Below are 25428 nucleotides of genomic sequence, written 5' to 3' on the forward strand. Positions count from 1 at the left end.
ACCATATCCATTGACCTCCCCGCGCAGAAGTGAAGTTTTTCGATAAATTGCATTCACCGCATCGATTGCCCGACGGGCGCCCGCCATGGAACTGCGACACCTGCGCTACTTCACCGCGCTGGCCGAGTGCCTGAACTTCACCCGTGCCGCCGAGCGGGTGCACGTCACCCAGTCCACGCTGTCGCACCAGATCAAGCAGCTGGAGGACGAGCTGGGCCACGAGCTGTTCGACCGCATCGGACGCCGCGTGCTGCTGACGGAGGCGGGCGAGACCTTCCTCGGCTATGCCTCCAAGGCGCTGCGCGAGGTGGACCAGGGCCTGGGCGAGCTCAAGCGCTCGGCCGGCGCGCTGTCGGGCGAGGTGCGCATCGGCGCCACGCACACCTTCAACCTGGGCTTCGTGCCGGAATGCCTGGCCGCCTTCCTGGCCCGCCATCCCACGGTGAAGATCAGCGTGGACGAGCTGTCGGCCGATGCCATCGCGCAGCGGCTCCTGGAAGGCACGCTGGACGTCGGCATCGCCTACCAGCCCACCGACGCCGGCCTGCTGTGGTTCGAGCCGCTCTACAACGAGGAGATGGTGCTGGTGGTGGGCGCCGCCCATGCGCTGGCCGGCCGCCGCCGCGTGCGCATGGTGGAGCTGCACAAGCAGCCGCTGGTGATGCTGCCGCGGGTGTTCACCACCCGCGTGATGCTGGATGCCTGCCTGGCCAGCTGCGGCGCCGAGCCGCTGGTGGCCGCCGAGATGAACACCATCGCGCCGATGATCGACCTGGTGGCGCGCACCGGGCTGGCGGCCATCGTCTCGCGCCACGCCGTGCCGGCGCGGGCCGACATCCGCACCGTGCCGCTGGAAAGCCCCACGCCGATGCGCACGCCCGGCCTGCTGTGGAAGCGGGAGGTGCGCCAGAGCGCGGCGGTGAAGAGCTTCGCGCGCGAGATCCGCAAGGCGGCCTTGGGCCGCAGCCTGCAGCCATCGATGCCGTAGATCAACCGCATCGAAATTCTTCACTTCCTGCCTGCGCAGTCAATCCTTAACGTCCGCCTCCATCCGACGTGAAAGGAACGACATGAAGATCGGCAAGGAGACACTGCCGCGCACCGCCATCTGCACCTCCGACGAACACAGCATCACCGTGCGCGGCATGGACCTGTGCAGCGAGCTGATCGGCAAGGTGGGCTTCACCGACTACTTCCACCTGCTGGTCACCGGCCGGCGCCCCACGCCGGCCGCCACCGCGGTGCTGGACGCCACGCTGGTGGCCATTGCCGAGCATGGCCTGGTGCCCAGCGTGCAGGCCAGCCGCATGACGCTGGCGGCCGCGCCCGATGCGCTGCAGGGCGCGGTGGCCGCGGGCATCCTGGGCTGCGGCTCGGTGATCCTGGGCGCATCGGAAACCGCCGGCCGGCTGTTCCACGAGATCGACCAGCGCGCCGCGGGTGCGGAGGATGCGGCGCTGGACGAAGTGGCGCTGGCGGTGGTGACGGAGTACCGCCAGGCCGGCAGGCAGATTCCCGGCTATGGCCATCCGCTGCACAAGGCGCGTGACCCGCGGGTGGATGCGCTGTTCCGCGTGGCGAAGGAGGCCGGCGCCGGCCTGCGCTTCGTGCACATTGCCGAGAGCGTGGAACGGGTGCTGCCGCAGGCGGTGGGCAAGGCGCTCAAGCTCAACGTGTCGGCGGCCATTCCGGCGGTGCTGCTGGGGATCGGCTTCCCGCTGCCAGCGCTCAAGGGCGTGCCCATCCTGGCGCGCACCGCGGGCCTGATCGCCCACCTGAACGAGGAGCTGGAGCGCTCCATCGGCTTCGCCCTCTCGTACCAGGCCACGCGCGAGCTGCAGTACGACGGCCCGCCGCCCCCCGCGCGCGCCGCGGCATAGATCGACCACACCCATAACGACCGGAGACAACACCATGAGCAGTACCCGCCGGCGCGTCATCGCGTCCGCCCTCGGCCTGGCCGCCTCGGGCCTGGCCGGCCTGGCCCCGCAGGCCGTTGCGCAGACAGGCGCCGACTTTCCCAACCGCCCGCTGAAGATCGTGGTCGGCTTTGCCGCCGGCACGCCGCCCGACGTGTTCGCCCGCATCTACGGCGAATACGCCTCGCGCAAGCTGGGCGTGCCGGTGATCGTGGACAACAAGCCCGGCTCGGCCGGCAACCTCGCCACCGATGCGGTGGCCAAGTCGCCGGCCGATGGCTACACGGTGCTCTACAACGTCTCCACCGCCTTCACCATCAACCCGTTCATCTACGGCAAGCTGCCCTTCGATGCCGAGAAGGACCTGGTGCCGGTGGCGCCCACCATGCGCCAGGGCCTGGTGCTGATCGCCAGCCCCAAGATGGAAGCCGGCACGCTGAAGGAGGTGCTGGCCCAGGCCAAGGCCAGGCCCGACCAGCTCTCGCACGCCTCCTACGGCGCGGGCAGCCCGTCGCACCTCATCATGGAGTGGCTGAAGGACGAGACCAAGGTGCAGATGCTGCACGTGCCCTACCGCGCCACGCCGATCAACGAGCTGATCGGCGGCCAGATCGACATGGTGCTGGAGCCGATGGCCACGGCCTATCCGCTCATCAGCAGCGGCAAGGTGAAGGCGCTGGCGTACTCCGACACGCAGCGCCATCCGGCCATGCCGCAGGTGCCCACCTTCGCCGAGACGGCGCCGGGCCTGTCGATGATGTCGTGGCACGGCATCTGGGCGCCCGCGGCCACGCCGGCGCCGGTGATGGACAAGCTTTACGGCGTGCTGCATGCCGCCAGCCTGGATGCCGACGTGCAGCGCCGCATCAAGGAGCTGAACTGCGAGCCGTTGTCGCTGGACCGGGCCGAGATGGCGCAGTGGGTCAAGCGCGATGCGGGCATCTACAGCCGCATCGTCAAGGCCAAGAACATCCGGGTGGACTGATGGACCGCCGCAACCTCCTGCTGCAGGCGGCGGTGCTGGCCGCCACGCTGGGCGGCGGCCTGCCGGCCGCCGCCCAGGACGGCGCCGCGCCCGTCAAGCTGGTGGTGCCGTTCGCCGCCGGCACCAGCACCGACATCGTGGCCCGCGTGTTCGGCAACGCCCTGGCCGGCACGCTGCGCCAGCAGGTGCTGGTCGACAACCGGCCCGGCGCCGGCGGCACCACCGCCACCGAGCAGGTGGCCCGCGCCCAGCCCGATGGCAGCACGCTGGTGATGGGCACGGTGGGCACCCATGCGATCAACGCGACGCTGTTCCGCAACCTGCGCTATGACCCGCGCCAGCAGTTCGTGCCGGTGGCCTTTGCCGGCTACACGCCGCTGATGCTGGTGGTGCCGGCCGCCTCGCCGGCCAAGGTGCCGCGCGACCTGGCCGCGCTGTCGCGCCGGGCCGAGGGCGCCACCTTCGCCTCGGCCGGCAACGGCACCTCCGGCCACCTGGCCGGCGAGCTGATGAACGAGCTGGGCGGCCGCATGATCCACGTGCCCTACAAGGACGGCTCGCAGGCGCTCACCGACCTGATGGCCGGCAACGTGGACTTCATGTTCTACCACCCCACCGCGGTGATGCAGCACGTGCGCAGCGGCAAGCTGCGGGTGCTGGGCCTGACCAGCGCGGCCCGCAGCGCCCAGGCGCCCGACGTGCCCACGCTGGCCGAGCAGGGCCTGCCGGGCGTGGACCTGGTCGCCTGGTTCATGGTGTATGCACCCGCCGGCCTGCCGCCGGCCACGTTGGAGCGGCTGCGCACCGCGGCGGATGCGGCGCTGGCCCAGCCCGAGGTGCGCACCAGGCTGGCCGCGCAGGGCGTGGAACTGAAGCCGATGCAAGGCGAGGCGCTGGCGCGCTTCACCGGCAGCGAGATCACGAAATGGGCCGAGCTGGTCAAGCGCTCCGGCGCGCAGGTGGACTGAAGGAAGGGCGACAAGCAATGTTCAAGGTTCTCGAAGGCATCACCGTGCTGGAGCAAGGCACCTTCATCACCGGCCCGGCCGCCGGCATGCTGCTGGCCGACCTGGGCGCGCGGGTGATCAAGATCGAGCAGCCCGGCAGCGGCGACCCGTTCCGGGCCTTCCGCGGCGGCCTGTACAGCCCGCACTTCCAGACCTACAACCGCAACAAGCAGAGCATCACGCTCAACACCAAGCTGCCGGAGGACGCCGCTGCCTTCGACGAGCTGGTGCGCGAGGCCGACGTCTACATCCAGAACTTCCGCCCCGGTGCGGCCGAGCGCCTGGGCGCGGGCTGGCAGCGGCTGCACGAGCTCAATCCGCGGCTGGTGTACTGCGCCATCAGCGGCTTCGGGCAGGACGGCCCGGCCGCCGGCCGCCCGGCCTACGACACCGTGGCCCAGGCCGCCAGCGGCTACCTCAACCTGCTGATCAACCCGGCCAATCCGCGGGTGGTGGGTCCGGCATTGGCCGACGCGATGACCGGCTTCTATGCCGCCTATGGCGTGATGGGCGCGCTGATCGAACGCGGCCGCACCGGCGTCGGCCGGCGGGTGGAGGTGTCGATGCTGGAGGCGATGTGCCACTTCAACCTCGATGCCTTCACCCACTACTTCGCCGAGGGCGAGGTGATGGGCCCCTTCAGCCGGCCCAGCGTGTCCCAGTCCTATGTGCTGGCCTGTGCCGACGGCAAGTGGCTGGCGCTGCACATGTCGTCGCCCGAGAAGTTCTGGCAGGGCCTGGCCGATGCCATCGAGCGGCCGGAGATCTTCAAGGACGAGCGCTTTGCCACGCGTGAAGGCCGCATCGCCCACCAGGAGCAGCTGATCGAGCTGCTGGGCGAACGCTTCAAGACCCGCACCCGCGCCGACTGGTGCGACCGGCTGCAGGCGCGCGACGTGCCGCATGCGCCGATGTACGACACCAGCGAGGCGCTGGAAGACCCGCAGGCGCGCCACCTGCAGCTGGCCATCGACACGCCGCACCCGGTCACCGGCACCTGGCGCACCGTGCGCTCGCCGGTCAGCTTCGACGGCCAGCGGTCGCTGGAGGTCACCGCGCCGCCGCTGCTGGGCCAGCACGACGAGGAGGTGCTGGGCCCCATCCGCGAACGGCTGCGCCAGCGCGGCTGACTACCATCGGCCTCCTCGCGAAGGAGGTGGCCGGTGGACAGCACAGCAGCATCGACGGAGGTGGACGTCGCCGTGATCGGCGGCGGGCAGGCCGGCCTGTCGGTGGGCTACTTCCTGCGGCGCACCCGGCGTTCCTTCTGCATCCTGGATGCGGAGCCCGCTCCCGGCGGCGCCTGGCGGCATGCCTGGCCTTCGCTGCGGCTGTTCTCGCCGGCCTCGTCCAGCTCGCTGGCCGGCTGGATGATGCCGGCCACTGCACAGGCCGAGCCGCAGCGCGACGAGGTGATCGACTACCTGGCCCGCTACGAGGCGCGTTACGCCCTGCCGGTGCGGCGGCCCTGGCAGGTGCGGGCCGTGACCGACGAGGGCAGCCACCTGCAGCTGCAGGCCGAGGCTGCCGACGGCAGCCGGCACGGCTGGCGCGCCCGCGCGGTGGTGAGCGCCACCGGCACCTGGCGCGAGCCATACCGGCCGCAGTACCCGGGCCAGGCGCTGTACCGGGGGCGGCAGCTGCATTCGGCCGACTATGCCGGCCCCGACGGCCTGGCCGGCCAGCGGGTGCTGGTGGTGGGCGGCGGCAATTCCGGCGCGCAGATCCTGGCCGAGCTGTCGCAGGCCGCGCAGGCCGTGTGGTGCACCGCGGCGCCGCCGCGCTTCCTGCCCGACGAAGTGGACGGCCGGGTGCTGTTCGAGCGGGCCACGCAACGCTGGCGCGCGCTGCAGCAGGGGCTGGTGCCCGACGACCCGCCCGGCGGGCTGGGCGACATCGTGATGGTGGCCTCGGTGCGGGAAGCGCGCGCACGCGGCGTGCTGGTGGCGCGGCCGATGTTCGAGCGCTTCACCGCCACCGGCGTGCGCTGGCCGGATGGCGTGCAGCAGGACTTCGACGCGGTGGTCTGGTGCACCGGCTTCCGGCCGGCGCTGCGCCACCTGCAGCCGCTGGGCGTGGTGGATGCACAGGCCCGCGTGGCGGTGCAGGGCACCCGCAGCAGCCTGCAGCCGCGGCTGTGGCTGGTGGGCTATGGCGAATGGACCGGCATGGCCTCGGCCACGCTGATCGGCGTGATGCGCACCGCCCGCAGCACCGCGCAGGAAGTGGAGGGCTTCCTCGCGCTATGATCCGTCCACATTTCGAGAAAACTGGAAGTGTGGAGATCATCATGAATCCCAAGACCTGGCAGGTGCTGTTCGTGTGCACCGGCAATTCCGCCCGCTCCATCCTGGCCGAAGGCCTGATGAACCACCTGGGCGGCGGCCGCTTCGTGGCGCATTCGGCGGGCAGCAGCCCGCGCGGCACGGTGCATCCGCAGGCGCTGGCCACGCTGCGCGCACTGGGCATTGCCGATACCGGCTACCGCAGCAAGAGCTGGGGCGAGTTCGCGTCGGCCGATGCGCCGCGGCTGGACTTCGTGTTCACCGTGTGCGACAGCGCGGCCGGCGAAGCCTGCCCGGTGTGGCCCGGCCAGCCGATGACGGCGCACTGGGGCATGCCCGATCCGGCGCAGTTCCAGGGCAGCGAGGAGGAGACGGCCCGGGTGTTCATGGACGCCGCCGTCACCCTGAAGCGCCGCATCGAGCTGATGATGGCCCTGCCGCTGGAAAGCCTGCAGCGGCTGGCCATCCAGCAGGACATCGACGCCATCGGCAAGGCCTGAATCTCCGCGCGGCGCCCCACCCCATGACCACCAACGTCCTCATCCTCTGCACCCACAACTCCGCACGCAGCGTGCTGAGCGAAGGCATGCTCAACCACTGGGCACAACGTCTGGGCCGCGACGTGCGGGCCTACAGCGCCGGCAGCGCCCCCAGCGGCCGCATCAACCCGCATGCCACGCAGGCCCTGGCCGCCGCGGGCGTGGACACCCGCGGCCACCGCTCCAAGAGCTGGGACGAGTTCACCGGGCCCGAGGCGCCGAACATGCGCATCGTCATCACCGTGTGCGACAGCGCCGCCGCCGAGACCTGCCCCTGGTGGCCGGGCAGCCCGGTGAAGGCGCACTGGGGCTACCCCGATCCGTCCAACGCGCCCGAGGCCGACAGGCCGCAGGCCTTCGAGCTGACGCGCCAGGCCATCGGCTACCGCATGCTGCAGCTGCTGGCGCTGCCGCTGGAGACGATGGGCGACGCCGAGCTGCAGCAGGCGCTGGACCGCATCGCGGTGGCCTGACATGAGCACTTCCCCGCTCCAACGCACGCTGGGCACGCCAGCCACGCAGCCGGCCATCGGCTTCTTCGAGCGCTACCTCACGGTGTGGGTGGCCCTGTGCATCGTGGCCGGCATCGCGCTGGGCCAGTGGCTGCCCGGCTTCTTCCGCGCCGTGGCCGCGATGGAGGTGTCGCAGGTCAACCTGCCGGTGGGCGTGCTCATCTGGGTGATGATCATCCCGATGCTGCTGAAGATCGATTTCGGCGCATTGGGCCAGGTGAAGTCGCATGTGCGCGGCATCGGCGTCACGCTGTTCATCAACTGGGCGGTCAAGCCGTTCTCGATGGCGCTGCTGGGCTGGATCTTCATCCGCCAGGTGTTCGCGCCCTGGCTGCCGGCCGACCAGCTGGACAGCTACGTGGCCGGCCTCATCCTGCTGGCGGCCGCGCCGTGCACGGCGATGGTGTTCGTGTGGAGCCAGCTGTGCAAGGGCGATCCGTACTTCACCCTGTCGCAGGTGGCGCTCAACGACGCCATCATGGTGGTGGCCTTCGCGCCCATCGTGGCGCTGCTGCTGGGGCTGTCGTCCATCACCGTGCCGTGGGACACGCTGCTCACCTCCGTGGGCCTGTACATCGTGGTGCCGGTGGTCATCGCGCAGGTGTGGCGGCGTGCGCTGCTGCGCCGGGGCACGGCGCACTTCTCGGCGGTGGCCTCGCGGCTGGGGCCGTGGTCCATCGCGGCGCTGCTGCTCACGCTGGTGCTGCTGTTCGCCTTCCAGGGCGAGGCCATCCTGCGGCAGCCGCTGGTCATCGCGCTGCTGGCGGTGCCCATCCTGATCCAGGTGGTGCTCAATTCCGGCCTGGCCTACTGGCTGAACCGCCGGCTGGGCGTGGCGCATTGCGTGGCCGGACCTTCGGCCCTCATCGGCGCCAGCAATTTCTTCGAGCTGGCGGTGGCCGCGGCCATCAGCCTGTTCGGCTTCCAGTCCGGGGCCGCGCTGGCCACCGTGGTGGGCGTGCTGATCGAGGTGCCGGTGATGCTGGCGGTGGTGGCGGTGGTCAACCGCAGCCAGGGCTGGTACGAGAATCGGGCCGCATGAACCTCAGCACCGACCTGCCCGCGCTGGACGCCACGCTCTTCCACCCGCCCAGCGCCGAGGCGCTGCGGCCCGCACCTTCCACCCATGCGCCGCGCATCCTGATGCTGTACGGCTCGCTGCGCGAGCGCTCCTACAGCCGGCTGCTCACCTTCGAGGCGGCGCGGCTGCTGCAGGCGCTGGGGGCGGAGGTGCGCATCTTCGACCCGGCCGGCCTGCCGCTGCCCGACGGCGCGCCCGACAGCCATCCCAAGGTGGTGGAGCTGCGCACGCTGGCCGCGTGGAGCGAAGGCATGGTGTGGACCTCGCCCGAACGCCATGGCGCGATGACCGGCATCATGAAGTCGCAGATCGACTGGATCCCGCTGGCCGTGGGCGCGGTGCGGCCCACCCAGGGCAAGACGCTGGCGGTGATGGAGGTGTCGGGCGGCTCGCAGTCCTTCAATGCGGTGAACCAGATGCGGGTGCTGGGCCGCTGGATGCGCATGATCACCATCCCCAACCAGTCGTCGGTGGCCAAGGCCTTCAACGAGTTCACCGAGGACGGCCGCATGAAGCCCTCCGCCTACTACGACCGCGTGGTGGACGTGATGGAGGAACTGGTGAAGTTCACGCTGCTCACACGCGACGTGGCGCCTTACCTGGTGGACCGCTACAGCGAGCGAAAAGAGTCGGCCGAGCAGCTGTCGCGCCGGGTGAACCAGCCGGCCATCTGAAGCCGCGCTGTCAGCCGAAGCGCGTGGGCGCGTAGGGCGCGGGGTCGACCACCGGCGTGCGGCCGTCCACCAGCTCGGCCAGCAGCCGGCCGCTCACCGGCCCGAGCGTGAAGCCCTGGTGTGCATGGCCCAGGTTGAGCCACAGGCCGCGGTGGCGCGGCGCCGCGCCGATCAGCGGCAGCATGTCGGCGGTGCAGGGGCGGGCACCCATCCAGGGCTCGGGTTCGGCCGGCGGGCCCAGGTCCACCAGCTCCCGCGCCAGCGCTTCGGCGCGCTGCATCTGCACCGGCGTCGGCGCGGCATCGAGTGCCGCGAACTCGGCGCCGGTGGTCACCCGCACGCCCTGGCGCATCGGCCCCATCACCAGGCCGGCCTCCAGGTCGTACAGCGACACCTGCGGCGGCGTGGCGCTGCGGTAGTGCCGGTGGTAGCCGCGCTTGACGAACAGCGGGTAGCGGTAGCCCAGCCGCTGCAGCAACGCATCCGACCAGGGGCCCAGGGCGATGACGGCCTGCCCGGCCTGCACCTCGCCTTCGTCGGTGCGCACCTTCCAGCCGCTGCCGGCGGCAGCCAGGCTGGTGGCATCGCCGCGCAGCAACCGGCCGCCGTGCTGCACCAGCGCCTGCGCATAGCGCGCCACCAGCTCGCCGGGATCGGCCACGGTCCATGGGTCGAGCCAGTGCACGCCGCCAGCCACCGGCCGGCGCAGCGCCGGCTCGGCGCGGGCCATGCCGGCGGCATCCAGCAGCTCGATGCGCAGGCCATGCGCCTCGGCCAGCCGGCAAGCCTGTGCGCTGGCCGCGTCCAGCGCCGCCGGGCTGCGGAACACCCAGCGGTAGCCCTGCCGGCGCACCAGCGCCCCGGCATCCGCCAGCGTGATGAGCTGCTGGTGCTCGGTGGTGGCGTGGGCGATGAGCGCCGCATGGTCGCGCGCGATGCGGGCATGCCGCTGCGGCTGCGAGGCCGCCCAGTAGCGCGCCAGCGGCGCGGCCAGGCGGGGCAGGGCGGCCAGGTGGTAGTTCACGTCGGCGCCCTGCTTCAGCGCCACGCGCAGCAGCTTGCCAACCTGCCGCGGGAAGGCATAGGGCTCCACCGCTTCGCGCTGGATGATGCCGGCATTTCCGTAGGACGTTTCGCGGCCGGGCTCGCGGCGGTCCACCAGCGTGACCGCATGGCCGCGCAGCGCCAGGTGCAGCGCGGTGCAGCTGCCCACCATGCCGGCGCCCAGCACCAGGATGTGGCTTGTCATGGCTGCGGCATGGCGTGCGGCGCCAGCGGAGGGAGGCGCAGGCGCGCCGGCATGCGGTACGTCGGGCAGGTCATGCGGCGGATTATTCCGCGCAGCGGCACCGGTTCGCGCCCCGCCGGGCTTGAAAGCTGCGTTGCGCTGGCCGCAAGGCTGGTGGCTTCAGCCGCGGGCCTGCTCCAGCTGCTGGCGCAGGTGGTCGATGAAGGCGCGTGCACTGTCGGGCAGGTGGCGGCCGGCCAGCGTCTGCACCTCGAAGTGGCGCTCGGTCATCTCGCGGTCGCGCAATGGCACCGCCACCACCGAGCCGTGCCGCAGGTGCTGGCGCAATGCCAGCTCGCCGCAGAAGGTGACGGCCTGCGTCTCGGCCACGTAGGCCACCAGCGGAAACAGGTGGTCGCTGCTGAAGCGGGTGTCGTAGGCCAGGCCCTGGCGGCTGAAGCCCACGTCCAGCAGCCGCCGCAGCGTGGAGGAGGCCGAGGGCATGGCCAGCGGATAGGCCACCACTTGCGCCAGCGACACCTGCCGCCGCCCCGCCAGCGGATGGCCCGCGGCCACCACCGCCAGCACCGGCGAGGGATGCCGCAGCTCCACGTTCAGGTCGCGTTCCGACGTGAGGTTGACGGTGACGCCGATGTCCGCCTCGCCCTCGCGCACGCGGCGCACCACCTCGGCCTGCACGCACATCTGCAGCAGGAAGCTCACATGCGGATTGCGCGACTGGTACTGCGCCACCAGGCTGGGCAGGAACTCGTAGGCGAAGCCCTCGGTGGCGGCCACGCGCACCTGGTCCTTGCGCAGGCCGCGCAGGGCCAGGATGTCCTCGGCCACGCGCTCGATGTCCAGCCAGGCGCGGCGGGCATGCGCGGCGAGCATCTCGCCGGCCGAATTGAGCACCACGCCGCGGGCTCGGCGCTCGAACAGCAGCGTGTCCAGCTCCCGCTCCAGCCGCGCCACCTGGCGGCTGACGGCCGAAGGCGCCACGCCCAGCCGCGCCGCGGCCTGCGTGATGGAGCCGGCGTGCGCCACCTCGAGGAAGTGCTGCAGCGCCACTTCCTGCAGCACCCGCGGATTGAGCGACCGCTGCCGCGCCGCGGCGCGCCGGGGGCGCGGCGGCGTGGCAGCGGCAGGCGGCGGCGGGATGCGGGGCATGGCGGAGAGCCTAGCCCAGCGTTGCGTTTGCGGCAACGCTCGATTCGCACCATCGCGATTGCTGCAGCCCCCTTCGCTTCCTACGATGGACCCACACACCCCACTGCCGGAGCCACCCCATGACCCACCCCTCCCTTGCCGCCGGCCCGCGCCGCCTCATCGCGTGGGTGCTGTGCGGCGCGCTGGCCGGCCTGCTGGCCCTGGCCGTGCTGCCGGCGCGGGCCCAGGCCGCCGGCGCCTGGCCGCAGCGGCCCATCACGCTGGTGGTGCCGTTTCCGCCGGGCGGCAGTGCCGACGTGGTGGGCCGGCTGATCGGCAAGCACCTGGGCGAGCGGCTGGGCCAGCCGGTGGTGATCGACAACCGCGCCGGAGCCGGCACCATCCTGGGCGCGAGCCTGGTGGCCAAGGCACCGGCCGATGGCTACACCCTGCTCATCAGCTCCGGCTCCACCTTCACCGTGAACCCGGCGCTGCGGCCCAACCTGCCCTACGACCCGGTCAAGAGCTTCGACCCGCTGGGCATCGTGGCGCGCATCCCGCTCATCCTGCTGGCCAACAAGTCGGTGCCGGTGAACGACGTGAAGGGCTTCGTGCAGGCCATCAAGGCGCGGCCCGAGCAGTACGCCTATGCCTCCTTCGGCAGCGGCACCACCTCCCAGTTCACCGCGGAGATCGTGCTGCATGCGGTGGGCGCCAAGCTGCTGCATGTGCCCTACAAGGGCAGTGCACCGGCCATGACCGACCTGATCGGCGGCCAGGTGCCGTTCTCGGTGGACACGGTGACCGCGGCGCTGCCGCAGCTCAAGGCGGGCAAGGTGAAGGCGATCGCGGTGACCACCGCCCGCCGCGCCTCGCAGCTGCCGGACGTGCCCACCTTCGCCGAGGCCGGCTACCCCGAGGTGGACGCCGACACCTGGATCATGCTGGTGGCGCCCAAGGGCACGCCGGCACCGGTGCGGGCCACGCTGGAACGCACGCTGGCCGAGATCCTGGCCACGCCGCAGGCCCGCGAGGCGCTGCTGGCCCAGGGCGCGGAGCCGCGCTTTGCCGGTGCAGCCGAATCAGTGGCGCAGATCGACAAGGAACTGCCGCTGATGCGCGCCGTGGCCCGCCGCGCCAACATCCAGCCCGACTGAGCCCGGCCCGTGAGCATGAACCCATCTCCTTCCACCCCGCGCGATGCCGATGCGCTGGTCGCCCTGCCCGCGGTGGAGCTGCGCCGCCTGATCGGCACCCGCGCGCTGTCGCCGGTGGAACTGCTGGAAGCCTGCATCCAGCGCATCGAGCGGCTGAACCCGTTTGTCAATGCCGTCACCGCCACCTGCTTCGAGCGGGCGCGCCGGGAGGCCCGCGAGGCCGAGCAGGCGGTGATGCAAGGCCGCGCGCTGGGCCTGCTGCACGGCCTGCCGCTGGGCGTGAAGGACCTGGAGGCCACCGAAGGCCTGCTCACCACCCAGGGCACGCCCAGCCTGCGCAACCATGTGCCCACGGCCGACGTGGAGCTGGTGGCCCGGCTGCGCCGCGCCGGCGCGGTGGTGGCCGGCAAGACCAACGTGCCCGAGCTGGGCGCCGGTGCCAACACGCGCAACCCGGTGTGGGGCGCCACCGGCAATCCGTTCGATCCGCGGCTGAACGCGGGCGGCTCCTCCGGTGGCTCGGCCGCGGCGCTGGCGCTGGACCTGCTGCCGCTGTGCACCGGCTCCGACACCGGCGGTTCTTTGCGCATCCCGGCGGCCAAGTGCGGCGTGGTGGGCCTGCGGCCTTCCCCCGGCGTGGTGCCCAGCGTGCGCAAGAGCCTGGGCTGGTCGCCCATCTCGGTGGTGGGCCCCATGGGCCGCACCGTGGCCGATGCCTGCCTGCAACTGGCCGCCAGCGCCGGCCCGCATGCCGGCGACCCGCTGAGCCATCCGCTGCAGCCGATGGACTTCCTGCAGCCGCCGATGCCCGACCTCTCGCGCCTGCGCGTGGCCTGGACGGAGGACTTCGGCACCTGCGACGTCGATCCGCTGGTGCGCCGCGCGATGCGCGCCAAGGTGGACGCCATGCGCCACCACTTCGCGGCCTGCAACAAGGTGGGCTTCGAGCTGGGCGAGGTGCACCGCTGCTTCGACGTGCTGCGCGCCGAGGCCTTCGTGGCCGGCATGCATGCGCTGTACGAGCGCAACCCCGACAGCCTGGGCCCCGCGCCGCGCGCCAACTACGAGATGGGCGCGCGCATGAGCCTGCTGGACGCGGCCTGGGCGCAGGCCGAGCACACCCGCATCATCCAGCGCTTCCAGCAGGTGTTCGAGGACCACGACCTGCTGCTGGCGCCCACCACGCCGGTGTCGCCCTTCCCCTGGACGCAGCCGCATGCGGCCGAGATCGACGGTCGACCGCAGGACACCTACTACCGCTGGCTGGCACTGACCTATGTGGTCACGCTGGCCACCCACCCCGCGCTGAGCCTGCCCTGTGGCGTGGACGAGCGTGGCATGCCCTTCGGCCTGCAGGTGGTGGGCCGCTTCCGTGGCGACCGCGCGCTGCTGGGGGCTGCGCTGGCGATGGAGCAGGCCTTCGCCGGCAGCCCCGTGCTGCGCCGCCCGCGCCCGGATGCCGGCCGGCTGGGCCCGGTGTCGCCCAGCCTCACGTCCATCGTCACCGCGCCGCCCGACGCACCCGGCAGCCGTCCCGCCGCCCCGCCGGACGGCGGGCTGTCGGTGGTGTGAGCGCAGCCCTGGCGGCTCAGCGCGCCGGCCGCAGCGTCAGGCTGTCGGCCCGCAGGCTGTCCACCTTGGCGCGGCTGAAGGCCATCGGGAAGTACTCGCCCTTGGCCCAGGCCTCGATCAGGTTCTTGTAGTACGGGCTGGCAGGGTCGGCCGACTGCCCCGGCACGTTGATGGCCAGCGAGTTGTCCCAGTCGGCCAGGTCGATCACCTGCCGGTACGACGCGCCGCTGGTCACGCGGAAGTCCGACGTGCGGTAGGAGGCACGGTGCAGCGTGTCGTTGTCGCCGCCCACCGGGAAGCGCGGCGTCTGCAGCGGCGCGGCCTGCGCCTCGGTGAGGAAGGGCGTCAGCTCATGCTCGAACTGGATGTGGTGCAGCTGGCCCCACTGCCAGGCGGACTTGTCCCAGCCGCGCAGCGTCTTCAGCTCTTCCAGCGTGGCCTTCAGCGTGTCGAGCAGCAGGGCATCGCGGCCGGCCACCGGATCGGCACCGAACACCGCATCGGGGGCCGCCAGCTTGGCCAGCACCACCGGGCGCGACAGGCTGCCGAAGAGCGCGCGCCCGGCCGCCGGCACCATGCGCTGCGACACCTGCGCCACCAGCCGCGGCATCCACAGCTCATGGATGGTGGCGGCCACCGAATCGGTGCTGACCACATGGTTCCAGCCGCGCAGCAGCAGCAGCGCCTCGTTCAGCTCCGGGTCGGTGGAACCCAGGCCGGTGAGCAGCGGCCCCAGCGTGCGCGCGGGAATGGACAGCTCGTCGATCTGCAGCCGCGCCGAGTCGGCCACCGTGTGACCGCTGCTGGCGGCCAGCACCTCGCTGGCGCGCTGGAAGCGGTAGGGCTCGGCCCAGGCGGTGGCCGACATGCTGCGGTAGGCATAGTCGGCCGGCACGTTGAACTCGTTGGCGGTGGCATAGAAGCCCTGCGGCGGATTCAGCACCCTGGGCAGCAAGGAGCCGGGCAGGTAGCCCGCCCATTCATAGCGGCCGTCGCCGGGCACCGGCAGCATGCCGGACCAGTCCTGCCGCGGGCGGATCGGCGCCAGCGCACCGCCGAACCAGCCGATGTTGCCGTCCACGTCGGCGTACACCATGTTCTCGCCCGGCGTGAAGTGGCGGGCCATGCCTTCGGTGAACTCGGTCCAGTTGGTGGCCTGGTTCAGCCGCAGGCTGGCCAGGTAGGCGGCGGTGCCGGGAAATTCCAGGTAGGCCGCGCGCACCGCATAGGCCTTGCCGCGGGCGGTGTCCTCATGCACCACCGGGCCGTGGCGGGTGAAGCGCAACTCGGTCTCGGTGGTGCCGGGCTGGCCGCGCACCGTCACCGGCTCCTTCACCACCCGCATGGTTTCCCAGGCGCCGTTGTAGCGGTACTGCAGCGGGTTGGCGGGGTTGATGTCGTAGACGTACAGGTCTTCCTCGTCGCCGAAGGCGAAGATGGTCAGGCCGAAGGCGATGCGTTCGTTGTGGCCCATCGACACGCCCGGCAGCGCCGGCTCGCCGGCACCGATCACGTTCCAGCCCGGCGCATGCAGGTGCACCATGTAGCGCAGCGAGGGCATCTCGATCGCCCGGTGCGGATCGCCCGCCAGGATGGGCTTGCCGCTGGCGGTGCGCGACCCGTGCACCGTCCAGTTGTTGCTCTCGGAGCGCAGCACGGCCAGCTGTTCCTCCGTGGGTGCCGCGGCGCCCGCCCGCGCGCCGGACAGCGCCTTGGCCAGGGCCTCGCGCTGGCTCAGCGCCAGCGGGCTCCTGGGAAAGTCGCCGGCCTCGAAGGCCAGGCCGTTGCGGGCCAGGCTGTAGGGCGCCAGCATGCTGTTGTTGAAGCTGGCCACATCGATGTCTTCGGGCACCTGGATGGCGGTGGGCGGCTCGGTCACCGTCAGCGCCTGGGTGGTGGCCAGGCCCACGGCCGAGATGCGCCGGGCCAGCGAGATCTCGCTGCCCACGTTGCGGGTGATGCCGTAGATGCGGATCAGCGACGAGGTGGGCGACCAGTAGCCCGGCTCGGTGCCCGTCAGCCGGAACTCGATGGGCAGCTTGTCGGCGCTGGCCTTGGCCTCGTCGATGTAGGCATTGATGCCTTCGGAGAAGGCGGTGAGGATCTCCCGCGCCCGCGGGTGGTAACTGGCGAATTCCTCGTCCAGGTTGCCGCGGAACAGGAACAGCCGCGCCGCGCGGTCATGCTCCAGGAAGCGGGGGCCGAACTGCTCGGCCATCTTGCCTTCGCCGCGGCGGCGCCACTGGTCCAGCTGCCACAGCCGGTCGCGCGCGGCGTTGTAGCCCTGCGCGAAGAACAGGTCGCGCTCGTTGGCGGCGTAGATGTGGGAAACGCCGTTCCTGTCGCGCACGATCTCCACCGGCTGCTGCACGCCGGGCACCTCGATGCCAGGGCCGCCGTCATCGTCGTCGTCGCTGCCGCCGCAGGCGCCCAGCCACAGGGCCGCGGCCAGCGGCCAGATGCCCCACCTCAGGTTCGTTCGTGCCGCCATAGCGCCTCCTGTTGGTGCCCTGAGCTTAGGAGCGGGTCACCGCCAGGGCCTGCTAGTAATCCCTGAAATGGTGCGTAACCAGGCTTGTCAGCAGGCCAGGCCGCAGCGGCTGCGCGGCCTGCAAGGGCCGCGGCGCTGGACCACAATGCCCCGCGGCCAGGGCCGCGTCTCCCTTCGCAGGGTTCCGTTCATGACCGCAATTCCAATTCCTCCGCCGGTGGCACTGGTGGACAGCTTCATCGTCTGGAAGACCTCGGCGCAAGGCCTGCTGGAGGGTGACAACCCGGGATGGGCCCGCTTCACCGGCCAGACCCGCGAGCAGTACGCCGGCGACGGCTGGCTGCAGGCGTTGCACCCCGACGACCGCGCCGAGGCCGCGGAGCGCTGGCGCGCGGCGGTGCAGGCCGGCGCGCCGTACGAGGGCCGTTACCGCCTGCGCCGCCATGACGGCAGCTACCGCCATGTGGCCTGCCTGGCCGGTCCGCTGTTCGAGGGCGGCCGCATCACCGCCTGGGCCGGCGTGTGCAACGACATCACCCACAGCCTGCAGGCCGACGCCAAGCGCCATGCCATCGAGGAGCGGTTGTCTTTCCTGGACGAGCTGGGCGAGGCCACCCGCCACCTCAGCGACCCCGAGACCGTGATGTCCACCGTGGCCCGGCTGCTGGGCGAGCACCTGCGCGCCACCCGCTGCGCCTATGCCGACGTGGAACCTGACGGCAACCGCTTCACCATCCGCAACGACTGGTCGGCCGCCGGCGTGGACAGCAGCGCCGGCGTGTACGAGCTGGAGCGCTTCGGCCCGCAGGCCACCTTCAACCTGCGCCGCGGCCAGCACCTGGTGGTGCACGACGTGGATGCGGAGCTGGGCGACGAGGCCGGCGGCCGCATGTTCAATGCCATTGGCATCCAGGCCATCATCTGCGCCGGCCTGGTCAAGGGCCAGCGGCTGGTGGCGATGATGGCGGTGCACCAGTCCACGCCGCGCCACTGGACGGACGACGACATCGCGCTGGTGGCCGAGGTGGTGGAGCGCTGCTGGACCCACATCGAGCGGGTGCGCGACAGCGCCAAGCTGCGCGAGCAGGACCGCCGCAAGGACGAGTTCCTGGCCACGCTGGCCCATGAGCTGCGCAATCCGCTGGCGCCCATCCGCTATGCGCTGGCGCTGCTGCGCCGCGGCGGCGATGCCCTGCGCCAGCAACAGGCGCTGGACGTGGTGGACCGGCAGTCGGCCCATCTCACGCGGCTGGTGGACGACCTGCTGGAGGTCTCGCGCATCAACCGCGGCCTGATCCATCTGCAGCGCACCCGCATCGCGCTGGCCGCGGTGCTGGAGCAGGCCGCCGAGACCGTGGCGCCGCAGCTGCAGGCCGCCGGCCACCGGCTGACGCTGTCACTGCCCGCGCCGGACGTGCTGGTGGAGGCCGATGCCACCCGCATGGTGCAGGTGGTGGCCAACCTGCTGCACAACGCCATCAAGTACACGCCCGACGCCGGCCAGATCCAGCTCGCCGGCGCGGTTTCGCAGGACCAGGCCGTCATCGAGGTGGCCGACAGCGGCGTGGGCATTCCGCCGGAAGACCAGGAACGGCTGTTCGACCTCTTCACCCAGCTGCCGCACACCGCCGGCCGGGCACAGGGCGGGCTGGGCATCGGGCTGTCGCTGGTCAAGAGCCTGGTGGACCTGCATGGCGGCCAGGTGCGGGTGCACAGCAAGGGCCTGGGCCATGGCAGCCGCTTCATCGTGCACCTGCCGCTGGCGCCGGGCGCGCAGGGGGCGTCGCCTGGCCCCGAGGCCGGTGCCGAGGCCACGCAGGCCGGCGATGCCGGCCACATCCTGGTGGTGGAGGACAACGAGGACGGCCGCGAGCTGCTGGTGGCGCTGCTGGAGGAGTTCGGCCATGCGGTGCGTGCGGCCGCCGACGGGCCGCAGGCCCTCGCCCTGGCGCGCCAGGCCGCCCCCTGGCTGGTGCTGCTGGACATCGGGCTGCCCGGCATGGACGGCTACGAGGTGGCGCGCCGCCTGCGCCAGGAGGCGGGGCTGGCGCACACCACCATCGTGGCGGTGACCGGCTGGGGCGCGCCGCAGGACCGCGAACGCACCGCGGCGGCGGGCTTCGACGCGCACTTCACCAAGCCCTTCGACCCGGACGCGCTGGAGCACTTCGTGCAGCAGGTCGCGCGCCAGCGCCCGGCCGCCTAGCGCCCGCGCGCCTTGTCGATGGCGGCCGCGGTGACGGCGGCCACCTGCTGGCGCAGCGCTGGCTGGCTCTCGTGCGCCAGCTCGTCCAGCGCCATGGCCAGCAGCTCGAGCTGGGAGCTCATCTGCAGCAGCGCCTCCGACGTGGCCAGTGCCGCCCGCAGTGCGGCGGGGCTGGGCGAGGGCGGGGCGGGCAGGGCGGGTTCGGGGTGTTGCATGGCGGCCTTTCCGGGAGCCCGGGCAAGCATCCGGGCGATGCATCGATGCTAGGAAGGATTCACGCCGCCGGGGCCCCCGCCAACTTGTTCACGGGGGCCACCGATCCGGGGGCTGGCGCGGCCGCGCAAAAGCGCTCTTGCAGCGAGTGCTGTATGCCTATACAGTGGTCCGCAAGGAGATACGCATGACCACTGCCGCCTACCGCCAGCTCTACAGCCCCCGCCCGCACCGCTTCCATCCGCCCGCCTGGCTGCGCCGCGTTTGGGCCTGGCTGTGACCTGACCACGCCAGGTTCACCCTGCCGTCCGGCGGGTAGGCGTTTGCCCTTGGTAGCCCTGCCAGGGCACCGGCCCCTATACTTTGACCAGGAACAGACATCATGTCTATTTCTGTGGGCCGGTCAGTCAAGGAGACGTCATGCAGCGGTGGTCCTGGAACGTGATGGCGCGTGGCGCCCTGGTGGCCGCAGGCCTGGCCTGGCTCGCGGCGGGGCCGGCGGCCGCGCAGGGCGAGCTGCCGAAGACGGTCAGGATCGTCGTGCCCTTCAGCGCCGGCGGCAGCAACGACCTGTTCGCCCGGGCCATCGGCCAGCGCATCGCCAGCAAGTTCAACGTCACCGTGGTGGTGGACAACAAGCCCGGCGCGGGCGGCTCCATCGGCAGCGACATGGTGGCGCGGGCCGAGCCCGACGGCGGCACGCTGCTGCTCACGTCGGTGAGCTTCAGCACCAATGCCGCGGTGCAGCCCAAGCTGCCGTACGACCCGCTGAAGTCCTTCGCGCCGGTGGCGCTGGTCTCGCGCGGGCCCATGCTGCTGGTGGTCAGCAGCCAGACGCCGTTCAAGACCACGGCGCAGCTGCTGGCCGCCGCCAAGGACAGCAAGGGCCGCATGAACTATGGCTCCGCGGGCATCGGCTCGGTGGGTCAGATGGGCTCGGAGCTGCTGAACGCGATGGCCGGCACCCAGGTGCAGCATGTGCCGTACAAGGGCATCTCCAATGCGGTGTCCGACATGATCGGCGGCAACGTCGAGATGATGGTCACCACCGCCGCTTCGGTGAACGGTCCGCTGAAGGCCGGGTCCATCCGGCCGATCGCGGTCACCTCGGCCCAGCGCTCGAAGTTCGCGCCCGACCTGCCTACCGTGGCCGAATCGCTGCCAGGGTATGCGGTGGAAGCCTGGTGGGGCGTTTTCGCGCCCGCCAAGACGCCCAAGGCCCTGGTGGACAAGCTCAATGCGGAGATCCGCGCCGCCGGCCAGACCGACGAGCTGCGCGAGCTGTATGCCCGCGAGAGCACCGAGGCCGGCACCATGACCGCCGACCAGTTCGCCAGCTTCGTGGCCACCGAGGTGGGCAAGTGGAGCAAGCTGGCCAAGGACCGCAACATCACCGCCGAATGAGCCGCGTCCTGCCTGCCTGGCGTTCGGTGCTGTACGTGCCGGCGCATGCGCCGCGCTTCATCGCCAGCGCCCACCGCCGCGGGGCCGACGCGGTGCAGCTGGACCTGGAGGACAGCGTGCCACCGGCCGAGAAGGCCGCCGCGCGCGACGGCCTGCGCCAGGCGGCCGCCACCGTGGCGCAGGCCGGAGCCGACGTGCTGGTGCGCATCAACCGGCCGCTGTCGCTGGCCGTGCGCGACATCGAGGCCGCGGTGTGCCCGCAGCTCAAGGCGCTGACCATCACCAAGGTGGACGGCGCTTCGCATGTGCGGCTGTTCGACGAACTGGTGACCGAATGCGAGGCGCGTGAAGGCCTGCCCGCCGGGCAGGTGGGCTTCGTGCTGCTGGTGGAGACGGTGTCGGCCTTCCTCGCCATGCGCGAGCTGGCCGAGGCCTCGCCACGGGTGGTGGCCCTGGCCCTGGGCAGCGAGGACTTCGCGCTGGACGCCGGCATGGAGGCCGGCGACGACACCCTGCTGGCGCCGAAACAGCAGATGGTGCTGGCCGCGCGCGCGGCCGGCGTGCTGCCCATGGGCTTCATCGGCAGCGTGGCCTCGCTCGACGACGAGGAGGGCTTCCGCGCGATGGTGAGGCGTTCACGGCGCTTCGGCTTCGAGGTCGCCACCTGCATCCATCCGCGGCAGGTGGCCATCGTCAACGAGGAGTACGGCGCGCAGCCCGAGGCGCTGGACTGGGCGCGTCGCGTGGTCGCCGAGAACGAGCGGCGGGCGGCCCAGGGCCAGGGCGCCTTCCGGCTGGACGGGCGCATGGTCGACAGGCCCATCGTGGAGCGCGCGCAGCGGCTGCTGGCGCGCCAGGCGCAGTGGCTCAGCCGGCCGGCACCTTCAGCCCCTTGAGCGGCACGGCGGGTGCATCGAAGAAGGCCGGGTCGCCACCCAGGTCGGAGGTGAGCCGGCGGCCCGCGGCCATCACCAGCGGCAGGCATTCGGCGTACTTCGACTTGTTGAAGCGGTACAGCGGGATGCCCAGCGAGAGCGCACCCACCAGCTGCTGCCGGCCGGCGAACACCGGGCAGGCGATGGCCGCGCTTTCCGAATCGCGCTCGGCCTGCGAGACCGCATGGCGTGCCGCCCGGATGTCGTCGTAGGCCTTGCCGGGCTCGTCGGCAAAGGCCAGCAGCACCTTGCCGGCCGCGCCGCGCTGCAGCTCCACCCGGTCGCCTTCCGGCACGTTCATGCGCACCCGGCGCGGCAGCTCCACGCGGTGCAGGCACACCCGTGCATCGCCGTCGCGCACGTACAGCGCCGAGGTCTCGTGCGTGGCCTTGGTCAGCTCGCGCAGCACCGGCAGCACGTAGTCCTGCAGCCGGAACTGCGCCTGGTAGATCATGCCCAGGTAGAACGGCGTGGAGCCCAGCATGTAGCGGCCGTCGTCCAGCCGCTTGAGGTAGCGGTAATGCTCCAGCGATTCGCACAGCCGCAGGATGGTGCTGTGGTACAGGCCGGTGGCCTTCATCAGGTCGGTCAGCGTCATGCCGTCCACGCTGTGCTCGAAGGCCTGCAGGATGGTCAGCGCACGGTTGACGGCGGCCACGCCGGGTTCGGCGGCTTCCTTCTCGGTCAGGGGTTCGGCAGGCATGGGCTCCTCGTGTGGGCCGTGATGCTAAGCCCATTGCGCCTTCACGGCCGGCCGTTGACAAGCCGGCCACCGTCGTTAGACTTCTGAAATAGACACGTTGTCTATTTCAGAAGAAACCACCGATGACCGGCCTGCACAAGCAATGTTTCGATCCCGCCCGGCGCGGCCCGCTGCACGGCCTGCGGGTGATCGACCTGTCGCGCCTGGTGGCCGGCAACATGATGACGCTGCAGCTGGCCGACTTCGGCGCGCAGGTGGTCAAGATCGAGCCGCCCGCCGGCGACACGCTGCGCAACTTCCGCGCCGAAGGCTTCGACACCTGGTGGAAGACCTACGGCCGCAACAAGCAGAGCGTGGGGCTGGACCTGCGCCGTCCCGAGGGCATCGCGCTGGTGAACGCGCTGGCCGCCACCGCCGACGTGCTGGTGGAGAGCTTCCGCCCCGGCGTGCTGGAGCAGATGGGCCTGGCGCCGGACGTGCTGCTGGCGCTCAACCCCAGGCTGGTGATCACGCGGCTGTCGGGCTGGGGCCAGACCGGGCCCTACCGCGAGCGCCCCGGCTTCGGCACCCTGGTGGAAGGCTATTCGGGCTTCGCGGCGATGAACGGCTTCGCCGACCGCGAGCCGGTGCTGCCGCCGATGTTCCTCGGCGACATGACCACCGGCCTGTACGGCGCCAGCGCCACGATGATGGCGCTGTGGGAGGTGCGGGCCAATGGCGGCCAGGGCCAGGTGATCGACCTCTCGCTGTTCGAGCCGATGCTGTCCATCCTCGGCCCGCAGGCAGCCAACCACCGCTTCACCGGGCAGGTGAAGCCGCGCACCGGCAGCCGCTCCAGCACCACGGCGCCACGCAACGCCTACCCCACCCGAGACGGCCAGTGGGTGTGCCTGTCCACCTCCACCGAGACCATGGCCGCGCGCCTGTTCCAGGCCATCGGCCGGCCCGACATCACGCAGGACCCGCGCACCGCCACCGCCCGCGGCCGGCTGGCGCACGTGGAGGAGATCGACGCCATCGTCGGCGGCTTCATCCGCGGCAGGACGCTGCAGGAGAACCTGGCCTTCTTCGAGCAGGCGCAGGTGACCATCGGCCCGATCTTCGATGCCGCCCAGCTGGCGCAGGACCGCTTCGTGATCGAGCGCGAAAGCCTGGTCGACGTGGAGGACGCGGACCTGGGCTTCGTGCCCATGCACAACGTGACGCCGCGCATGAGCGCCACGCCCGGCGGCTTCCGTCGCCCGGCGCCGCACATCGGCGAGCACAACCGCGAGCTGCTGCTGCCGCTGCTGGGCACGGCCGAGTACGAGCGGCTGCTGAATGCCGGCGCCATCGTCGAGAAGCCGGCCCGGCCGCAGCCCGCGGCGCAGGCGACATCCCCCACGGCCTGAAGCGGCCGCGCAACCTGAGGACTGACATGAACCGCATCGGACATCCCATCGTCGCCCCCGGCGCCTGGAAGGGCCCGGAGATCGACTGGACGCAGCAGGGCCTGCATGTGCTGAGCCCCGAGGAAGTGCAGGAGATCGACGCCGCGCTGGCACACCTGCTGTCCCTCGGCGACGTGGACTTCCCCGACATCACGCCCGAGAACTTCCCGCTGGACAAGGTGGCCACGCTGATGCGCTCGCTGCCCGAGCGGCTGCGCAACGGCTGCGGCTTCCTGATGCTGCGCGGCCTGCCGCGCGAGCGCTACTCCGACGACGACATGGCGCGGGTGTACTTCGGCCTGAGCTGCTACGTGGGCCGGCCGATGACCCAGTCGTACCTCGGCGACCTGATCGGCCACGTGGTGGACGTGAGCGACCTGGAGCCCAAGTCCCGCGGCTACCGCAAGGGCGGCGGCCAGCTCATGCACACCGACTCGTGCGACATCATCGGCCTGATGTGCCTGCGCACCGCCATCTCGGGCGGCGAGAGCCGCATCTCCAGCGCGCTGACGGTGCACAACTGGATGCTGGAGCACCGGCCCGACCTGCTGAAGGTGCTGGCCGAGGGCCTGTACCTCAAGCGCACCGACGAGGACGGCCGCCGCGCCACGCGCACCTACAGCGAACGCAAGGTGCCCTTCTTCCACGGCGACAATGGCGAGGTGACCTGCTACCTGCCCACCGGTTATGCACGCCTGGCCGAAAAGAGCGGCCAGCGCCCGTTCACACCCGAGGAATCGGAAGCGCTGTACGTGGTGCGCAAGGCCTCGGCCTCGCCCGAGCATTACCTCGACATGGGCTTCAAGGACGGCGACATCCAGTTCCTGAACAACCGCATCATGGTCCACGGCCGCACCGACTACGAGGACCACAAGGAGCTGCCCAAGCGCCGGCACCTGCTGCGCATGTGGCTGCGCATCGACGCGTGGCCGAAGATGCCGGCCGAGCAGGTGTTCCATACCGACGAGGACATGGCGCTGTGGAGCCGCGGCCGCCGCCGCCTGATGGAGCTGCCCTCGCACCACGACCGCGACCTGCTCGATCCGAACGTCGAGAAGGGCATGGTGGAGTGACACCGACGCCCCCGCCCGTGCATGGGCTGCAGGCGCTGCATGCGCTCGAGGCCGCGGCCCGCGTGGCGCACACGCCCTGCGGCGAGGGCCACGTGGTGTGGCACCTGTGGGGCGACGCCGGGCCGGTGGTGGTGCTGCTGCATGGCGGCGCGGGCAGCTGGACCCACTGGCTGCGCAACATCGGTGCGCTGCGTGCGGCCGGCTGGCGCGTGGTGGCGCCGGACATGCCCGGCTTCGGCGATTCCGCCGCGCCGCCCGACGGCCACGATGCCGACGTGCTGCCGCACTGGCTGGCCGAAGGCCTGCAGCGCCTGCTGCCGGGCGAGCCGCTGTGGCTGGTGGGCTTCTCGTTCGGCGGCCTGGTGGCCGGGCTGATGGCCGCCGCCGGCCTGCCGGGGCTGCAGCGGCTGGTGCTGGTGGGCGCGCCCGCATTGAGCCCGCAGCCGATGGCGCCGCTGCCGCTGCGGGCCTGGGATGCCCAGCCGCCCGGCCCCCGGCGCGATGCGGTGCACCGCCACAACCTGGCCACGCTGATGCTGCACGACGCCGCCGCCATCGACGACACGGCGGTTCGGCTGCATGCGGCCAACATCGAGCGCGACCGCCTGCGCCGCCGCCGCCTGATGCGCGGCGACCTGCTGCTGCGCACCCTGCCGGCGGTGGCTTGCCCGGTGAACGGCATCTGGGGCGAGCACGACGTGCTCTACCGCGGCCGCACCGCGGTCATCGGCCATGCGCTGGCGCAGGCGCCGCGGGCCGGCTCGCTGGTGTTCATTCCCGGCGCCGGGCACTGGGTGCAGTACGAATGCGCCGAGGCCTTCAACGCCGCGCTGGCGCAGGCCCTGGCGCCCTGAGACGGGCGGCG

General features: G+C 71.6%; 23 protein-coding genes. 18 read left to right on the forward strand and 5 right to left on the reverse strand.

Going from position 1 to position 25428, the window contains the following annotated elements; translation table 11 throughout:
- Positions 1 to 85: 85 nt before the first annotated feature.
- From VO99_RS14735 to arsH, 10 genes are all read left to right on the forward strand, one after another.
- Positions 86 to 988 carry a LysR substrate-binding domain-containing protein gene (locus VO99_RS14735; protein ID WP_046113655.1) on the forward strand — a complete coding sequence of 301 codons (903 nt, stop codon included), beginning with the start codon at positions 86 to 88 and terminating at the stop codon, positions 986 to 988.
- Between the two features lie 82 nt (positions 989 to 1070).
- Positions 1071 to 1880, forward strand: coding sequence for a citryl-CoA lyase (locus tag VO99_RS14740; RefSeq protein ID WP_046113656.1), 810 nt, complete (start codon positions 1071 to 1073; stop codon positions 1878 to 1880).
- 34 nt (positions 1881 to 1914) lie between these two features.
- The gene (locus VO99_RS14745) at positions 1915 to 2904 is read left to right on the forward strand and encodes a Bug family tripartite tricarboxylate transporter substrate binding protein (protein ID WP_046113657.1); all 990 of its coding nucleotides are present in this window, start codon (positions 1915 to 1917) and stop codon (positions 2902 to 2904) included.
- On the forward strand, positions 2904 to 3872 hold the full coding sequence (locus VO99_RS14750) for a Bug family tripartite tricarboxylate transporter substrate binding protein (protein WP_046113658.1): 969 nt from the start codon (positions 2904 to 2906) through the stop codon (positions 3870 to 3872). The genes VO99_RS14745 and VO99_RS14750 overlap by 1 nt, the downstream gene beginning before the upstream one ends.
- 17 nt (positions 3873 to 3889) lie before the next feature.
- Positions 3890 to 5041: a CaiB/BaiF CoA transferase family protein gene (locus VO99_RS14755; RefSeq protein WP_046113659.1), complete on the forward strand. Its 1152-nt coding sequence runs from the start codon at positions 3890 to 3892 to the stop codon at positions 5039 to 5041.
- A gap of 33 nt (positions 5042 to 5074) precedes the next feature.
- The gene (locus VO99_RS14760) at positions 5075 to 6160 is read left to right on the forward strand and encodes an ArsO family NAD(P)H-dependent flavin-containing monooxygenase (RefSeq protein WP_046113660.1); all 1086 of its coding nucleotides are present in this window, start codon (positions 5075 to 5077) and stop codon (positions 6158 to 6160) included.
- A 38-nt stretch (positions 6161 to 6198) separates the two neighbouring features.
- Positions 6199 to 6696 carry an arsenate reductase ArsC gene (locus VO99_RS14765; protein ID WP_157039587.1) on the forward strand — a complete coding sequence of 166 codons (498 nt, stop codon included), beginning with the start codon at positions 6199 to 6201 and terminating at the stop codon, positions 6694 to 6696.
- Positions 6697 to 6719: 23 nt separating this feature from the next.
- On the forward strand, positions 6720 to 7208 hold the full coding sequence (locus VO99_RS14770; protein WP_046113661.1) for an arsenate reductase ArsC: 489 nt from the start codon (positions 6720 to 6722) through the stop codon (positions 7206 to 7208).
- 1 nt (position 7209) lies between these two features.
- Entirely contained in the window at positions 7210 to 8289 is a 1080-nt protein-coding gene (gene arsB, locus VO99_RS14775) for an ACR3 family arsenite efflux transporter (protein ID WP_046113662.1), read from the forward strand.
- Complete coding sequence (gene arsH / locus VO99_RS14780; protein WP_046113663.1) at positions 8286 to 9002, forward strand: arsenical resistance protein ArsH; 717 nt, start codon at positions 8286 to 8288, stop codon at positions 9000 to 9002. Before arsB ends, arsH begins: the two co-directional genes overlap by 4 nt.
- A 10-nt stretch (positions 9003 to 9012) precedes the next feature.
- On the opposite strand, the gene VO99_RS14785 is transcribed toward arsH, so the two are convergent.
- Positions 9013 to 10251, reverse strand: coding sequence for an NAD(P)/FAD-dependent oxidoreductase (locus tag VO99_RS14785; protein WP_046113664.1), 1239 nt, complete (start codon positions 10249 to 10251; stop codon positions 9013 to 9015).
- A gap of 159 nt (positions 10252 to 10410) precedes the next feature.
- Positions 10411 to 11400 carry a LysR family transcriptional regulator gene (locus VO99_RS14790; RefSeq protein WP_083440610.1) on the reverse strand — a complete coding sequence of 330 codons (990 nt, stop codon included), beginning with the start codon at positions 11398 to 11400 and terminating at the stop codon, positions 10411 to 10413.
- A gap of 119 nt (positions 11401 to 11519) precedes the next feature.
- Between VO99_RS14790 and VO99_RS14795 the strand changes: the two genes are divergently transcribed.
- Both VO99_RS14795 and VO99_RS14800 read left to right on the forward strand, forming a co-directional pair.
- Positions 11520 to 12536 carry a Bug family tripartite tricarboxylate transporter substrate binding protein gene (locus tag VO99_RS14795; RefSeq protein WP_046113665.1) on the forward strand — a complete coding sequence of 339 codons (1017 nt, stop codon included), beginning with the start codon at positions 11520 to 11522 and terminating at the stop codon, positions 12534 to 12536.
- Positions 12537 to 12551: 15 nt separating this feature from the next.
- On the forward strand, positions 12552 to 14108 hold the full coding sequence (locus VO99_RS14800) for an amidase (RefSeq protein WP_046113666.1): 1557 nt from the start codon (positions 12552 to 12554) through the stop codon (positions 14106 to 14108).
- 16 nt (positions 14109 to 14124) lie between these two features.
- Here VO99_RS14800 and VO99_RS14805 read toward each other — a convergent pair whose 3' ends face one another.
- Entirely contained in the window at positions 14125 to 16599 is a 2475-nt protein-coding gene (locus VO99_RS14805; RefSeq protein ID WP_052736345.1) for a penicillin acylase family protein, read from the reverse strand.
- Between the two features lie 190 nt (positions 16600 to 16789).
- Between VO99_RS14805 and VO99_RS28850 the strand changes: the two genes are divergently transcribed.
- Complete coding sequence (locus VO99_RS28850) at positions 16790 to 18805, forward strand: ATP-binding protein (RefSeq protein ID WP_198156951.1); 2016 nt, start codon at positions 16790 to 16792, stop codon at positions 18803 to 18805.
- Here VO99_RS28850 and VO99_RS14815 read toward each other — a convergent pair.
- Positions 18802 to 19020, reverse strand: a complete 219-nt coding sequence (locus VO99_RS14815; protein WP_046113667.1) for a hypothetical protein — start codon at positions 19018 to 19020, stop codon at positions 18802 to 18804. The genes VO99_RS28850 and VO99_RS14815 overlap by 4 nt on opposite strands.
- A gap of 418 nt (positions 19021 to 19438) precedes the next feature.
- Between VO99_RS14815 and VO99_RS14820 the strand changes: the two genes are divergently transcribed.
- Both VO99_RS14820 and VO99_RS14825 read left to right on the forward strand, forming a co-directional pair.
- Positions 19439 to 20422 (forward strand): tripartite tricarboxylate transporter substrate binding protein, encoded by a 984-nt coding sequence (locus VO99_RS14820; RefSeq protein ID WP_046113668.1) that lies wholly within the window; start codon positions 19439 to 19441, stop codon positions 20420 to 20422.
- Entirely contained in the window at positions 20419 to 21318 is a 900-nt protein-coding gene (locus VO99_RS14825) for an HpcH/HpaI aldolase/citrate lyase family protein (protein WP_046113669.1), read from the forward strand. The genes VO99_RS14820 and VO99_RS14825 overlap by 4 nt, the downstream gene beginning before the upstream one ends.
- Here the strand turns inward: VO99_RS14825 and VO99_RS14830 are convergent.
- The gene (locus VO99_RS14830) at positions 21290 to 22060 is read right to left on the reverse strand and encodes an IclR family transcriptional regulator (RefSeq protein ID WP_046113670.1); all 771 of its coding nucleotides are present in this window, start codon (positions 22058 to 22060) and stop codon (positions 21290 to 21292) included. The two genes, VO99_RS14825 and VO99_RS14830, sit on opposite strands and share 29 nt — an antisense overlap.
- 122 nt (positions 22061 to 22182) lie before the next feature.
- Here VO99_RS14830 and VO99_RS14835 point away from each other — a divergent pair, with 122 nt between their 5' ends.
- Genes VO99_RS14835 through VO99_RS14845 form a run of 3 tightly spaced genes read left to right on the forward strand, consistent with a single transcriptional unit; the run spans position 22183 to position 25417 of the window.
- Positions 22183 to 23451, forward strand: coding sequence for a CaiB/BaiF CoA transferase family protein (locus VO99_RS14835; RefSeq protein WP_046113671.1), 1269 nt, complete (start codon positions 22183 to 22185; stop codon positions 23449 to 23451).
- 26 nt (positions 23452 to 23477) lie between these two features.
- Positions 23478 to 24563 carry a TauD/TfdA family dioxygenase gene (locus VO99_RS14840; RefSeq protein ID WP_046113672.1) on the forward strand — a complete coding sequence of 362 codons (1086 nt, stop codon included), beginning with the start codon at positions 23478 to 23480 and terminating at the stop codon, positions 24561 to 24563.
- Positions 24560 to 25417, forward strand: coding sequence for an alpha/beta fold hydrolase (locus tag VO99_RS14845; RefSeq protein ID WP_046113673.1), 858 nt, complete (start codon positions 24560 to 24562; stop codon positions 25415 to 25417). Before VO99_RS14840 ends, VO99_RS14845 begins: the two co-directional genes overlap by 4 nt.
- Positions 25418 to 25428 lie beyond the last annotated feature (11 nt).

It is taken from the genome of Aquincola tertiaricarbonis, assembly GCF_000969605.1.
GTDB lineage: Bacteria > Pseudomonadota > Gammaproteobacteria > Burkholderiales > Burkholderiaceae_C > Aquincola > Aquincola tertiaricarbonis.